Below are 15,552 nucleotides of genomic sequence, written 5' to 3'. Positions count from 1 at the left end.
GTTACTCGATGAAAGTTAAATACGTGAAGAAATTTTTAGCCTGACCGGCTGCGGCATGCCCGGCGGCGGCGACTCGGCGACCTTGTCCAGTTTGGCCAACTGGCGTTGCAACAGATCGTCGATGTCCGCGTCATTGCTGCCCCGACTTAATTCCACCCGCTCCACCGAGCCGTCCTGTCTCAGCCACAGTTTCACGACCGCGCTATAGCCTTTGCGGCGCAGTTCGTCTTTACCGCTTAACAAGTTGACGATTTGGGTTTTGAGCATGTTGCCGTACCAGGCATAAGGATTGCCGCCGCCGAACAGCCCGGTTCCGCCTTTGCGCGCCACCAGCCCGAAGCCGTCCGAGCCGGCGCTGGCATCGGCATCCAGGCCCAAATCGCGGGCAGGTGCTTCGTCCGGCGGCGTCTCCGGCTCCGGTTCCTGCTCGGGTTCCGGCTCCTCGATTTTTTCTTTGACCTCCGGCTCGGGCGGCTTTTCCACTTTAGGCGGCGGCGGTGGAGGCGGCGGCGGTTTCAACAAGGTAATCGGCTGAATCTTGCGCTCGGCCTTTTCCGGCTGCTGCTCGAGAAAATGTCTAACGACTAAAACGACGGCCAGGATAAACGCCAACACCAAACCGGCAATAATGATCCTGGGCAGATACACCCGAAAATGTGTGCCGGAACTCATCGCCTTACTTGACCAGTTTTTGCGTGACCAAGCCGACTTGGGTGATTTCCAAGCGCCCCAACAAGGCCAAGATATCGACCACGTATTGATATTCGACGCTGGCTTCGCCCTTCACGACCACCGGAAACTCCGGATTGGCGGCCTTGTATTGCATCAATGTCGCTTCCAGTTGCTCCATGGTGACCGGAAAGGTATCCAGATAAATCGTGCCGTCCGCCGTCACCGTGATCGCCTTGGTTTGCGGCTTGGACAGACTGGGCGCGTCGCTGGCCTTGGGTAAATTGACCTGGATACCCTGTACCGCCGCCGTGGTCATGATGATGAACACAATCAGCAGCACATAGGCCAAATCCAACATCGAAGTGACGTTGATCTCGTCGTAGTTATCCAATTCTTCTTGGTAACGCATCGCCGGCATTCCCCTTAGCTGTATCGTTCGGACAACTTGGCGGAAAACTCGTCGACGAAAATGTACATGTCGGCGGTAATCAACTTGATTTGGCTAGCCAGCCAGTTGTAGCCGAACAAGGCCGGAATCGCGACCAGCAACCCCGCGACCGTGGTCGCCAGCGCGGCGGCAATCCCCGGGGCTATCGCGTTGACGTTGACTTCGCCGCTGGCGGCAATGTCGCCGAAAGTGATCATCACCCCCAACACCGTACCCAGCAAGCCCAGAAACGGGCCACCGCTAATCGCAATGGTCAACAACACCATTTGACTGTTGAGTTTTTGAATTTCCCGCACCAACACCGATTCCATGGCGGCGCGGATAGAGGTGATGGCCTTATCGGACAGCGACTGTTCGGCTACGTCGGCGCCGGACGCTTTCAACAAGCGCTTGTTCAACTCTTCCACCCCGACGTGGTACAGGTTGTAGATGGACGAGCCGGCAAACCGGCCGTGACTGCCCATCAGCGACAACAACGGGGAGGCTTCGATGTCGGCATCGTCTTCCGTGGCGCTACGGTTCAAATCGCCGATGTCCGTGGCTTGCAACTGCAGGAACGCATCCTCGAACCGTTTGTTTTCCCTGGAATTTTTGTTCAGCACCAAGGCTTTGGTAATCATCACTAGCCAGCTGACCAACAGCATGACGGCCAACATGCCGATAATGACCCAACCGTCCAGCGTCACGTCGCCCAAGGTCGCCATAATGCGCGACTCGCTGCCGCCCTGCTCCGCGTCCGGCGAACTGTCTTCGCCATAGATCAACAGCTCTGCGGATTGCCCCTGCAACGCGGCGGCAAATTGCAAGGCGTTTTGCTCGCGGGCGGCTTTGGCTATGCCGAATTCGTCGATGGCGCCCACCCAGCCGCGGCTGCCGTCCAAGGCGCTACCGATGGCAATGTCGCCCTGCAAGGCCGAAACCGTATCCGGCAGCGTGCCGGCCGGCTTGCCGTCTACAAACAAGGTAAAACCGTCGTTAGTGCCGGTAATCGCCAAAAAATGCCAGGTCGCCAGATTCAAGTCGAACGGACTGACGATTTCCTTGCGGTTCAAATTCAACACCGGGGTTTGCCCTCTGACGGACAACACCAGCCCGTCGCGCTCGAACATCACCCCGTCGGTTTGCGCTTGCTCGATTTTGACCCATGCCGATACCGTCCAACCGAAATCCAGCATCATTTGGATCGAGGGACTGGCGGCGATGCGTATGTCTTGATTGCCGTCGAACCCGGCGGCGCTGCCGGCCACGCCGTTATCGACCGTACTATTAGTTGCCGACGACGGTTGATTGCCGTAAGCGGTAGCATCCTTAACCGCGCTGCCGTCGAAGTGATAAGCGACCAACTGAGCCACGTCGAAAATGCCGGGAGCATCCTGAGCGTCCACCGCCTTGGGATTTTTGTAATACATCCAAAACGCCGGCTCGGCGCTGCTCGCCAAGTCTTTAGGCAGACGCACCCAAATCAAGGCCATTTCGTTGAGTGCATCGAATTTTTCGATTGCGTATTTCAACGGGGTTTTGTCGTCGTTAGCGATAAACCGCAAGTCTTTACCCGCTTCCGCCACATCGGCGAAATAGGCGAAGTTGCCGGTATGCAATCTGACCAGCACCAAGCCCTCATTGGCTATCTTGATGCCGGTTTGCTGCAATTGCTGTGCATCCAAGCTGATTTTCTTCCTATATGCCCAATCCTCGTTCCACCAAGCTTGCGCCAAACTCGGCAGCGTCGCCAGAATAAAAACCAGGGTTACCAATGTTTTCATGCCGTCACTCTAAAAATTTCAACTTTGTGAATTATGTCAGCACAATTTGACATTTTTATGACGTTTTAACTGATTTTAATAAACATTAGTAAATACTAATAATTCAATTAAAGCGCCCCTTTCGGTTTGTTGGAACCCGAATTTCCCGCAGCGCCGCCGGCGGACTCTACGCCCGGTTCGCCGAAACCCAGCACCTCGACGCTCAACAGGCCTAAGGCCGCTTGATTGCTGCTGTCGGCCGAGCCGCCGCCGGCCTTGGTCGCGGAACTTTCCGCCATCTGCCCGACCGCGGCGTTCAAATTGCTTACCCCGGCCGGCAACGCCGGCGCTGCGGCATTCTGGTTGGGCACGCCAATGCCGCCGCCCTTGCCCACGTCGATGTTGCTGGCATTGGCCAAGGTCGCGGAACCGAGCACGCAACCCGCCGCACAGCCGATACCGGCTTCGCCGGCATCGATCTTGCCGACCGGGGCGAACAAGAACGGTTTACCGCGGCCGCTGGGCCGAATGCCGCTGCCGGACACGGAAGGCGGAAACTGGATCTGCACGTCGCCGTTTTCGTCATAGGTGATAATGGCGCTGGGCACATCCAAGGCCGACTTGGCGCCGCGACCGGCGTCGATGTCGCCGTCCGAACTCCAGGCCAGAATATTGCCGTCACCCAAGGTAAAGATGCGCGACTGGTTAACGAACAAACTGCCTTTGGCGGCATCCGGCTTTTTACCGTCGGACTGATAGCTGAGGCCGCGCAGCTCGGGGCGGAAACCGGCGATGACCAGATTCACGTCGCCTTTGCCCTGGGCGATGATGCCGAGCTCGGAATCCTTTTTAGCCTCTACGGCGGCGGCCAGGCCGACGTTAACGCTGCCGCCCGGCACGAACAAGTTGATGTTGCCGTCGTCCAAGGTCTGGATGGTGCTGAACACCATGCTCAAATCGCCGTTCCAGTCGGCCGCCGGGAATAAGGACTGAATCGCTTGGTAACCCGGCTGGTAATCGGCCAACTGGCGGGAAATCGCCCCTTGGGTACCGGCTTCTTTGATCACCGCCAACACGCCCGGCAGCAACAGGTCGTTCAGCAAGGGCTGCAAACCGGCGTATTCGTCTGCCGGCAGCGCGGCGAATTGCTGCAATGCTTCGCCTTCGCTCATGTCGGCATCGCCGCTGCTGTTGCGCACGAAGTTGACGATCAAATTCCGCGCCGTTTGCAGGCCGGCATCGTCCACCAGTGTCTGCTCGCCCGCCTTGGTATGCGCCGCCACCGCCGCCGCATAGTCCGGCAAAGCGTTGAGCGCCAATTGCAATTCCAACGTGTAAACGGACGGCAAAGCCTGAAAAGCCGCCACTTTCAAATCGCCGCGCTCGTCGAACAATTTAAGCACTTGCTCGTCGCTCAATGCGTAAGTGTCGGCATGCAATTCGCCGGCTAACTTGTCGCGCAAATAGGCGACTACCGCCTGTTTGGCCTCGGGATTGTTAGCCACCAGCGCGTTCATGTATTCGACTATGCGGGTTTTGGCCGGCGCCAGCTCGTCGCCGTAGGACGCCAAGCCGACCGTGCGGCTCACAATCTTCGCGTAATCCGGTTGGCCGCCGTTCAGCCCCACCATCACGGTGATCGAGGCGCCGGAGTCAGCCAAGCCGGTGTTGATCAAATCGCCGTCGCTGTACAGGCCTTTGGCTGCGCCTAAATCGAAATGCCGACCGGTTTGGATAAATAAATCGCCCGGCCCGGAGACATTGATTTTGGAGTTGTTGCCGTTCAGGGCCCCGTTCAGGTCGCGGCTGCTGGTAAATTTCAAATCCCGTCCGACCGCCAAGATCGATACGTCGTCGGCATTGGCGTGCTGAATTTGCAAAATCACGTCCTTGAAATCCCTGCCGGTACGTATCACAGCCTTCTTGGCCAAACTGAATTGCACGTTTTCGATGCTGCCATTTTGTGCAACCAAGTAAACCGGCGTTTCGTCACCGCTATGCACGGGAACAGCAGCATGAACCAAAGTATTTAAACCGAACGGCTGCAATCGCGCCTCTACGCTTTGTAACTCGGATCCGGCAGCAATCGGCGTCAGCGCGTCCGGCAACAATGCACGATCGGCATCGGACATACCCAGTTGAATTAATCCATCCGATTTAATATCTTGATCGGCAAAAACAACCAATTGCGCATCGGGCGAAGGGAATAAAGCAATAGCGTCGTCCAGCACCACGCTACCCGATAGCGCCCTTACATCCAGACTGGCTGGATACACTACCGCCAAATTCTTTTGAGTAGTATTTAGGTCAGCTTCAATAGCTTGGATATTCCCGCCTAAGTGTACGTCACCTCCCAACGAGAACACTGAAAGCGAACTACCGTCACTGTAACTAAAGAAGTTGGTTGACCCCTGCGCTTCTGGCTGCATGATCATCGGATCGGAAACACCAGCCAACACCACCTCGCGGTTAGCTTGCAGGGTCATTTGGGTATCACCCAACAATAGTTGTGCTCCGTTGGAATATTGCCCCCCGCCAACAATCGATCCGCCGGCTTGCAAATTGCCGCTACCAGCGCCCAGATAATACAAGCCGCCGGCAATGTCGTTTCCGGCGGTCACCTGCAGCGTACCACCGCCGTTGACCTCGACCTGGTTGGTAATAAAACCCAAGGTGCTCGGGTTGTTGGGGTCGTAGGCCGGATCGCCGGTTTGTTTACCGGTAGTCGGCATCATTACCGATAAGTCGTTGATGTCGCCCCCGGCTGAAATTTGGACCGAGCCGCCGCCGAACGAGCCTACGTTTTGTTGAAATACTCCGTTGCCGAGACTCAAACCCCAAGTCGTTGCAGCGCTATAGGCCAGACTATCCAGCTTGTATCCGTCGTAGATATGCTTCTGCAAATTATCCGGCAAGCTATCGATATAGGCTTGCAGACCGGCGGCATCGTCTTTTAGCGATGCCAGATCCGCCGCAACTGAAGCCAAATAAGCATCTTCCAGTCTATCGCTGCTGCCTTGCCGTCCCATCCAGGCATCAATGAACTGGCTGCTCTGCGCGCCTTGAATATTGCCGCCGGCGCTAATCGTCAAGTCGCCGCCGTCTACCGGGTAATACAAATAAGGCAACGCGCCAATTGCCATCAGCAGATCCATACTGCCGTAGGGATTGGTTTCGCTGATGCGCCCGGCGTTATAAACTACCGAGGTCTGATCGCTGAATACCACGTCGCCGCCGGCGCTCAAGGCGATGTCGCCGCTGCCGGTACGTATGGCAACGTTGGGACCTATCAATAGATCGCCGGCGTTCCCGCTAGCCTGCCAATCAGCACTGGCCAAATCGGCGCCGGCCACCACCCGCAGGTTCCAGGACTCGCCGCCTTGCAACATATCGGTAAACGGAATGTCGCCGAACGGCGAAGGCAGAACCCCGTCTTTGAAACCATCGGAAAGCGAGGCGTAAACGCTTACATCGCCGGCAGCGCGTAGCGTTAAACTACCCGGCATCGCCACCCAGTCGTCGCGCTCGCTGTAACGCCAGTCCGCCAAATCCCATTTGTCGACCACCATCAAGTCGCCGGCGTAAACCACTTCCACCCCGGCCAGCAAGCGGGCGCCGAAGGTATCGGTCACCGCTTGCATGTTGGCGACGCTCATATAAGCGGCGGTATCGGCTTGAATCGCCGCGTAATCGTCCGCGGTTAAAAAGCCGTTGTCGTCCTGATAGCGCTTGACCGCTTCGATGAAAAATTGCCGGTAACCGTACTCGGTCAATTGGCCGTCGGCATCGTAAACCGCGGCTTTTTCCGCGTAGCCTTTGACCGTGGCGCCGTTATCGGTCAACAGCACGCCGTTGCCGTCGCGCAAGGTGCGCAAGGTGACTTCGCCGCCTTGCAATTTAGTGGTGCCGGTAGCCGTAGCCGTGCCGTTTCCGACGTCTATCGTGGCCCCGGCCGCCAACACGATGCCGCTATTGCCGTCGCCGTCGCTGTCGGTGGCCGACAACAACACGCTGCCGCCTTTGATACCGGTCGCGCTGAGGGTTGCGCCGTTCAAGCGAATGAGGTCGCCGGCATACAGCCGGATAGCCCCGCCCGTCTCGGTGCCGTCGGCGTTCAGCGTACCGGCCGAATCGATGCTACCGTTGTCCGAGATCAAGGTAATGTTGGCGGCCTTTAGCGTGGAACCGGCCCCTTGCACTAGGTCGTCATTCCGGCTGCGCAGGTAAACCGTGTCGGTTACCCCGGCTTCCGCCAGCGTATTGACCAAACCGTCGAAACCGCCGGCGGCGAATTGGCCGACATCGACAAACGCCCGGCCTTGTTGGTTTTGAATTTGCCCGTCTATCCGCACGCTGCTTTCCACCGCGCTCAGATGCAATTGTCCGCCTTTGGCGCTGCCGCCACCGCCGTTCAGATTCAGCGTGGCTTGCTCCGCGATGCCGATCCCGCCGTGTTGCGCTGTGGCGTATAAATTGCCGCCGCCGGTATAGCCTTTGCTATCGGCTATCGCATAACTGCGGCCGGCCAAATCGATTTGCGCGTTATCGCCCAAGCTAATGTCGCCTTGCAAGGCATCGAGACGAAGCTCCCCGGTCGGCAGCGATAACCGGGTATTGAACGCGATACTGTCCGCCGTCAAGCCAATGCGGGCACCGAAGCCGCTGGCATCGGCCACTGTCTCCGCGGCGGCAGTCTGTATGTTCAAGGCATGACCGCTGGCATCGACGTCTAACTGCGCGCCGTTGGCGGCGGTGATGGCCGGCGTGGTTAGCGTCAAGTCGGCGGCGACGTTTAGGCCGCCGTCGCCGTCGGCGCGCAGCTGTTTATGCGCAGCGATAGCCACCTCGGCAAAACCTTGCAAACCGACTTTGCCGTCGCCTATCTCCACCGTATCGGCACTTAAGCGCAAATTGCCGCTGCCGCCGGCGCCGGCCGAGGTGGTGGTAAAACTGTTTTGCAAGCGCAAGCTGTCGGCTTGTATGCCTGCCAGATCGCCGTCGGCGCCGTAGCCGTTGATGATGGGACTATCTATCACCAAGCGGCCGAAACTGATCGGCTGCGCCTGACCGTTCTCATCCAATACCGCTTGACCGGCGCTATCGACCCATTGCACGTTGCCGTACAGGTTGAGGCCGTTACGTACCGACAACACCAATTCGTCGACTTGCAGGTCCAACAATTTGCGGTTGGACAAATTCAGTGCGTTAGCGTCCAAATCGTCCACTTCGCCCAGATTCATGCTGTTGGCGCTCAAATTCAACGAGCCGTGCTGCATGGCAATATCGCCCTGCAGCAAGGTGGATTGGCTGGCGTCCAACAGCATGGAGCCGGACGCCGTCAGGCTCGCCCCTTCCTGTATGCTCAATCGGCCGCCGGCTCCGGGCGCGTCTTGGCGTTGCAGCACGACTTGCTCGTCGCCGGAAACCCGCAGCAATGCGCCGTCGCCGACCACGTTCAACACGCTGTCGCCGGTATTGACTTCACCCTGCGCGCTGAGCACGGCTCCGCTTTCCACCGCCAGCGTATCGCTGGCCGCCGCGCTCAAATCCTTGACCGCCAACTGCGCGCCGGCGGCAAACACCACTTGCCGGGCAAAGACCTCGACGTTGGTGGCGCCGCTGGCTTTATCGCGTTGTCGGGCACCGCCCAGCAACAAGCTATCGACTTTGAGCGCATTCAATTGCTCGGCGGACACCTCCAGCACGCCTTGCTCCGGCGTTTCGCTCAAGGCATTGACGACGCGGATGGCGCCGGAGGCTATGTCCATCCGGGCACCGCGCCCGCCGTTAAACGCCTCCGCCAGAAACTCGCTTTGCAATACCAGCCGGGTACCGGCCAGCAATGCGATTTGTCCGCTATCCTGCGGCAGCAACGGCACGGCGGTTTCGTTCTTCGCGGCTTTGTCGGCGTAAAAATCGTTCGCGCCGGATTCGGCGTACTCCGAATGCAAGCGCAGCTGCTCGCCGGTTTCCAGCAAGAAACCGCTCCACCGTGCGTCGCGCGCATTGGTACCCGCATCGGTAAAATAACCCGTGACTACCGACAAACCCGACACGGTAGCTATGTTTTGCGTTTGGTCCAGGCTGCCGGCTTGCGGCGTCACCAAAAACGCGCCGGGCAACAAGGCGTAATGCGCGGGCAGAATCACGTATTCACCGGCCGGCAGGCCGTTGGAACCGCTTAAATACACTTTGCTGCCTATCGCGTAATCCCAGCCGACCGTGGTATTTTCGTAGTGATCGAACGGTGCCAACTCCGAACCCAAACTCGGCAGGATGGCAAAACCGCCGCTGTAGCCGGCACTGTTAGGATCCAGATAATCGTAAGTTCCGCCGGCCCCGGTCAAAAATTCGTAAGCGTATAGGTCGCCGCCGCCGCTCAAATCCACCGTGCTGCCCGCCGCCAATTCCACGTCCGGCGCTTGCAACAGCAAGGATTTTTCCGGCGGCGTATCGAATACCAGATTGCGCACGCTATCCAGGACATACAACCAATCCAGCTCGGCCTGGGTCACCCCAAAAGGAATCACCGTGCCGGCCGCCGACACCGAAGTCAAACTGCCGTCGGCTAGAACCAGCGATTCGCCGGCTTGCAGTTGCAAACTGCCCAGCGGCGCCCTTAGGGTACCGCCCTGGACGATGTTGGCCGCCTGCAAGGTCAATTTGCCGGCCGCCGACAACGGCGTCACCGAGCTGTTGCCGCTGCCGACGATAGTCAACTTACCCTGGGGGTTGTTTTCGATACGGATCAGGTACTGGCTTAAGGTCGTCGGATAGATCTGACTGGCGGTCAGGGTCAAATCGGCGGCGGTGCGCAGTTCCCCGAAATAGCCGCGGTCCGTGATGTTCAAATTGCCCACCGTCCGCATGTCGTAAGCGCTGCTCAATTTAACGCTACCGAATCCGTCGAACACGGCCGCACCCTGCAATTCCAGCCATTGCGCTTGCGCCGAAAACGCGCCGCTCCCCCATTGCGGCGCCGTCGCCGCATGGTCGGTCAACGAGGAACCCAAGCGCACCAAGGCCGCTGCTAGGGAAATATCGGCGTCGACGCCGTTCAGCGCTTCGCCGGCAATGACCGGTGCGTTCAAATCGATGCGCGCGGCGGCCGTTAAATCCACCCTCCCTTGGAACACGATGCTATCCGGCGACTGCAACCGAATGTCGCTGAAACCGCCTTGTTCCAGCATTTGCGCCGATAGCAGCGCTTGGCCGATGCGCGACTCCGGAATGTCGTCGCCGAAACCGAATTCGTCCCGGTAGTCGCCTTGTTGTTCGTCGCGGACCAATAACAACAAGGGGCCGTCCGGAAACGGAATCTGCGCAAACGGGTCCGGCAACCGTCTATCCCGGTCGAAGGTGAAACTGAAACGGCCGCCGCGCGCACCGTCGGAGCTGACCAGTCCGACGATTTTGCCGTCGAATATCGCCGCTTCGGCCACGCTAATATCCACGCTGCCGGCATCGCCGAACACCTCGGTCGGTTTGGTGACCGTCGCCGGCTTGCCTTGCACCGGCACATCCAACACCGAATGGGTACCCGATACGTCAATCAAAGAGCCCTGCTCGAACACCAAGCCGCCGCGCTGCACGTCGAAGCTGACCTCGCCACCGTCGAGCACCTCGCCGTTTTGCTTGCCGAAGGCATCGACCGGGTCGCGTATCACCGTGCCTTGGGCCAATATCTGCGCATGCTCGCCCAGCCACACCGACTGGCTGGCGACGTAGGGGTCCAGCGCGATGCTTTCTATCGCTGCCCGAATCGAGCCGCCCGGTGCGTTGATCGTGCCGTCTATGTAAATGCCGCCCCGATTGGTCACCAGCTCCACGCTGCCGCGCTTATCGACGCTGATCGAGCTGCCGGTACCTAGTACGACATCCAGCAAACCGCTCAGCGACAAATGCGTGGCGGCGCGCAAATGCTCCGGCAGCATCACCAAATCGCTGAAACCGCGAATGTCGCTATCGCTGGGTTTTTGCAAAAAGCCGTCGCGCAATACCAGGTTGGCGGTTTTCAAATTCAACACCGTACCCTCTTCTATCGAGACTCCGCCGACGTTACCGATTAATTCAACGCTGCCGAAGCCGCCCTTGGGATCGAATGCGAAACGCCCCGCGCCGGTCACCTTTAAGCGCATCGCTTCGTCGCCCGTGCCGTCGCCATTGCCGACCACGATGGCGTCGCTACTTAAAGTCAGGCTGCCGGCCTTGCCCATCGCCGCGGCGGATACGCTTCCGTCCAGACTCAAGCGGCCGGGACGGCTCGAATTGCCGGCGATCAAGGCGATACTGCCGCCGTCGCCTGCCGTCACCGTGCCGGTTTGACTGAGCCAGGCGCCGCCGTCGGCGCGGATTTGCGCGCCGGCCTGCACGGTTAAATCGCCTAGCGAGCTTATGATCACGCTGCCGCCGTTGACGGCCAACACGCCGAGCGGATCGGCGCCGAGACCGGCCGAATAGTCGTTGACCCAACGGCCGGACACATTCAAACGGCCTCGCGGGCCTATCAGCACGCCGCCGCTGCCTATATTGCTTAAGGCGATAGTGCCGCCGGCCACTTGCACTTGTCCCTGCACGTCTATGCTCGGCGCCTCTACCTTAAAATCGCCGCCGGCGGCCAACTTGATATTGGCGCTTTCGGCGACATCGACGTTACCGTAGGTTTTGACCTCGACGTGTTCGACGCCCGACTGACTCAGCATCCGGCTGGATAGGACCGTCGTCTGCGACCGGCCGAGGTCGTCTAACGGAAAATCCTGTCCGAGTGCTATGTCTTCGTTGCTGTTGCCGGCGCGAAAACTGACGTTTTGCGCGACATTGGCGTCTATGCTCGAATCGAAGCTAAACCGGCCGCCGTCCGGTTGAGCGCCGGCCGCGCGCTGGAATACCCCGGCTTGCGCCCCGGCCGCCAACGTACCGTTCCAGGCCAAATGCCGGGAGGTAATGTTGACGCTGCCGGCATCTTTGCCTTCCTTGTAGCCGGCCTGATAAATCGCATTACCCGGCAAGGGGTTTTTTTCGACCTTGTCGCCGTTCACGCTCTTGACCGTATCGAACACTTTGACGTAGGTTTCGTTCGGGTCGGCGTCGCTAATGTCGACGATACGCCCGGCTTGGTCCATCAACTTGGTGGTCGAGAGGGTGCCGGCCAAATAACGTACCGAACCGCCGGCAATATCGATTTTGGCGCCTTTGTTGATGACGGCGTCGCCGGCCGCGGTGATGTTGACCTCACCGCCCTCGGCCAAACGCTCCTCTATTCCTCGCTTTATCCTGTCCCGGGCGCCGCTGGTGTCGACGATTTCGGTCTGTTTGCGTAAATCGACCTTGACGGTTTCGCCTTTCAGCGGGCCATCTTTTTGCAACGGCGCGTCGCGCAGGTCGTAGCTTTGCACCGAGATTTCCCCGATGTTGCGCTCCATCGCCACGGTCGCTTGCGTGCTGCCGGATACGTCTATCGTGGCGCCGTTTTCCATCCAAAACCGGCCGCTGTTGCCGGCGGCCGGCGCCACTACCGAATCGCTGGCCTCGATCTCTACCTGCGCGGAAGGCCCTTGTATGGTGGAGCCGGACATCATGGCCACGTCGTGGCCGTTAACCTCGATGTAGGACTTGCGCTGTTCCTGCTCGTCCACCGCGCTGCCGCCGTCCTGATCGGCTTGCACTTCGGTGACGCTGTCTTTTTTAAAAGTGACTGTGGAAACGTCTTTTTCGCCGCGCACGGTGGAAGCGGCCGATAATTTATCGCCGATAGCGGTATGCTGTTCGCGCGCCAGCAGGCGTATCGAGCCGTTCACGTCCACCGACGTGGTGGCGGTCAGCCTACCGGATTGGTTGACCGCATAGCCGGCCAGGGTGATGTTGCCTTCTTTGGCCAATACCGAGCCGACGTTTTCCACCTTGCCGCCGGTATCGACCTCTACCAACAACCCGGAAAACGGACTAGCGCTATCCGCCGCCTGCAAATACACCTTGTCTTCGCTGGCCGCCATGATGATCTGGCCGTTGGCGTCCGCCGCCAACGAACCGTTGTTCTCGATAGTCGGCGCCGCCAAGATGATACGGCCGCCGGCATCCACATGGATCTTGGCACCGGCATCGATCAATATCTTGCTGGTTGCGGCGTTGAAGCCGCTGCCCGGTTCTATCGCCAGCGCGGCCCGCCCGTCTTCGTCGAACACGCGGGTGATCCCGCGTTGAAACACGTCATCGCTGATATTCAAGGCGGTTGCAACCAAGCTATTGGTGTTGACCACCGCGTCCTTGCCGAATAGAAAACCGTTTTGATTGAACAAATAGACTTGGCCGTTAGCGACGACTTTGCCCAGGATGCTGCTGGGGTTTTGATCGTAAATGCGGTTCAAGGCAATCGAGCTGCTGCCGGGCTGCACGAATTTGACGGTATTGTCCTTGCCGACGTCGAAGCTTTTCCAGTTCAGAATCAACTTATCGGTGTGCTGGTCGATTTGCAGCGTCTGCCCCTGGTCGACCAAGGTCTGGTCCGCCCGGCCGGACGCAACCCAGCCTCGGGCCGGATCGGGCACCGGCAATTCGGCTCTGCTCAGCGGGGCGCCCAGCATCATGCTGCCGGCCAGCACCCATTTAATCCCGGCGGCCAACGGTTTCAGATCGACGGTCGGTTGCGTAACGGCCGTCAGCCCGATGGATTTGCGATTAGCCATGATATTGCCTACTGTTCGAAGGTTGCGTATTACTCGTCCGGACCGATTGCGGTTAAGCCCGTCAGAATTCGGTTGCCACTCTAAAATCCACCCGCGGATCGCCGCTGTGCACCACGGTACCGCCGGTTAAGTCCGCATCCGGCGATTCCTTGAACGTGGTTAAGGGTATCCCCAGCGCCAGCACACCGTTGAAATGCTTGAGCATTTGAAACTGCATGCCCAAGCCTGCACTGGTTAGCACGTAGTCCTTGAACTGGCCGGACGACGGTTTTTCCACCCAACCTTTGCCGAAATCGAAAAAAGCCAGTAACTTGAGTTCGTTTAGATAATCCCATTCCTCGGCCCCCAAATGCGGGCTGCGCAGCTCCAGCGAACCGACGGCCGCGCTATCGGTCAGGGCTTGGGTCTCGTTATAGCCGCGCACGCTTTGCATACCGCCCAGCGAAAATTGTTCGTTGCTGATTAGGGGTTCGCTGGCCGCCTGGCCGGCAAAGCGGCCTACCCATTGCATACCGTAAGGCAGGTCGTAACTCCAGTCGAAATTACCGGTGACGTACATAAAATTGGAGTTGGAACCGATGCGTTTTTTATTGAATTCGGCTTCGTCGCTACCCAAGCCGCGAAACGCCCAATGCAGGCCCAAGTCCATGCCGAACGTGGCGGACTCGCCGCGATAGTGACCGCCGTATTGAGCGACAAAGGGCACATAGCTGATGGGCGTGGCCTGATCGTCGGCACCGAGCAATTTCAGATTCTGGCTGAAGTGCTTGTAATCGCCCCCGAAGCCGCCGTTATGAAGGTAGCGGCCCAGCGCTTTAAACGGCTTGATCCAACGCATACCGTAGATTTGCCCGTTACCGATCACCGACAAATCCCCGGCGCTGGCCACCTGCGCGCTGGAAGACGAGTTGACCGCGTACAACACCAGCCGCGAGTCGCCGTCGAACAACGGCATGGCGTAAGTGCCGGCCCAAACGTCCACTTCCTGGCTTTGTTCCGGCGAAACCTGATACATCAACGATGCGCTATGCATGCGTTGCCACAAATTGTCGTAACGCAACGACGCCACCAAGCGGGTCCGCGAGGTGTTGGCGGTGTTGCGACCGTTCATTTCCAGTTTGCCGTGCAAGGGCATGTCGTCTTTGACTTTCAAATCGACTTCCAAGGTACCGGGGGTTTCCCCGGCCCGTAAAATCGGCACGATTTGCCGGTCCGGGCTTTCGGTAGCCAAGTGGGCCAGCTGTTGCTGCATTTTCGGGAAGTTGGGCACCGTGCCTTCGGCCAGTTCCGGTAGCGCGGCCTTGATGTTGCCCAAGGAAAAATAGCGGGCGTCTTTAACCCGTAAGCGCGCCACCTTGCCTTCCACCACTTGCAGATAGACCACGCCGTTTTTGACGTTTTGCTCCGGAATGTCCACGCCTACAGTCTGGTAACCGTTGGTCTGATAGAGTTTTTCCAATGCGGCTCGGGCCGATTCCACGTCGTCTATGGATTTTTGCGGACCTAGGAACGGATACAGGGTGCGTTCCAGCTGGTTTTTGTCCAGAGTGCTGTTGCCTTTGACCCGCAGTTCCAGCAGATCGAAACGCGGGGCTGCCGCCGGCTGAGGATCGTTTTGCGCTGGGCCCGTTCCGGTTTCGGCATCATTAGCATTTTCGCCGTTCGCCTCTTCCGCCTGTGCCCAGGTAGGAGCACTCGGCAACCATAAGGCCGCAAGTAAGAGCAGACTGACGCATTGCCCGGATACCGCCTTCCAATGCGGTAACGATCCAGCCCCCCTATGCCATGGGTTGCTGGTGGAAATTGAGCCGATGGATACTCGCCCGATTCGGCGTTGAAGAATAAATCTATCTATCACGATGTTGCTTTCGCTAAATTCAAGGCGGTACGTCGATTTTGCTCGACGCCCTAATTTGACGACCGGCATTGGCCGATGACGAGCCAATCCCCCGCGCCCAAAATCCTTGCTCGGTAAAAATCGTAAAAGCCAATCACTTATGGAAAGCGA

The 15,552-nt window shown here is 58.7% G+C and carries 5 protein-coding genes; all 5 read right to left on the bottom strand.

The genetic code is table 11. The features are described from left to right. Positions 1-15 precede the first annotated feature (15 nt). On the bottom strand, positions 16-672 hold the full coding sequence (locus F1E05_RS07150) for a TonB C-terminal domain-containing protein (protein ID WP_150047642.1): 657 nt from the start codon (positions 670-672) through the stop codon (positions 16-18). Between the two features lie 4 nt (positions 673-676). Further along, complete coding sequence (locus F1E05_RS07145; protein WP_150047641.1) at positions 677-1,081, bottom strand: ExbD/TolR family protein; 405 nt, start codon at positions 1,079-1,081, stop codon at positions 677-679. A 14-nt stretch (positions 1,082-1,095) separates the two neighbouring features. Then, positions 1,096-2,883, bottom strand: a complete 1,788-nt coding sequence (locus F1E05_RS07140) for a DUF2341 domain-containing protein (RefSeq protein WP_150047640.1) — start codon at positions 2,881-2,883, stop codon at positions 1,096-1,098. Positions 2,884-2,990: 107 nt separating this feature from the next. After that, positions 2,991-13,544, bottom strand: coding sequence for a filamentous haemagglutinin family protein (locus tag F1E05_RS07135; RefSeq protein ID WP_150047639.1), 10,554 nt, complete (start codon positions 13,542-13,544; stop codon positions 2,991-2,993). Positions 13,545-13,605: 61 nt separating this feature from the next. Next, the gene (locus F1E05_RS07130; protein ID WP_232056807.1) at positions 13,606-15,402 is read right to left on the bottom strand and encodes a ShlB/FhaC/HecB family hemolysin secretion/activation protein; all 1,797 of its coding nucleotides are present in this window, start codon (positions 15,400-15,402) and stop codon (positions 13,606-13,608) included. Positions 15,403-15,552: the final 150 nt, after the last annotated feature.

Source organism: Methylomonas rhizoryzae (genome assembly GCF_008632455.1).
Taxonomy (GTDB): domain Bacteria; phylum Pseudomonadota; class Gammaproteobacteria; order Methylococcales; family Methylomonadaceae; genus Methylomonas; species Methylomonas rhizoryzae.
This window is presented reverse-complemented; position numbering and strand designations above follow the sequence as displayed.

Bases quoted from the DNA above. Each gene is read 5' to 3' on its own strand.
- F1E05_RS07135 (WP_150047639.1), bottom strand. From the start codon at position 13,544: ATGGCTAATCGCAAATCCATCGGGCTGACGGCCGTTACGCAACCGACC.
- F1E05_RS07145 (WP_150047641.1), bottom strand. From the start codon at position 1,081: ATGCGTTACCAAGAAGAATTGGATAACTACGACGAGATCAACGTCACT.
- F1E05_RS07140 (WP_150047640.1), bottom strand. From the start codon at position 2,883: ATGAAAACATTGGTAACCCTGGTTTTTATTCTGGCGACGCTGCCGAGT.
- F1E05_RS07150 (WP_150047642.1), bottom strand. From the start codon at position 672: ATGAGTTCCGGCACACATTTTCGGGTGTATCTGCCCAGGATCATTATT.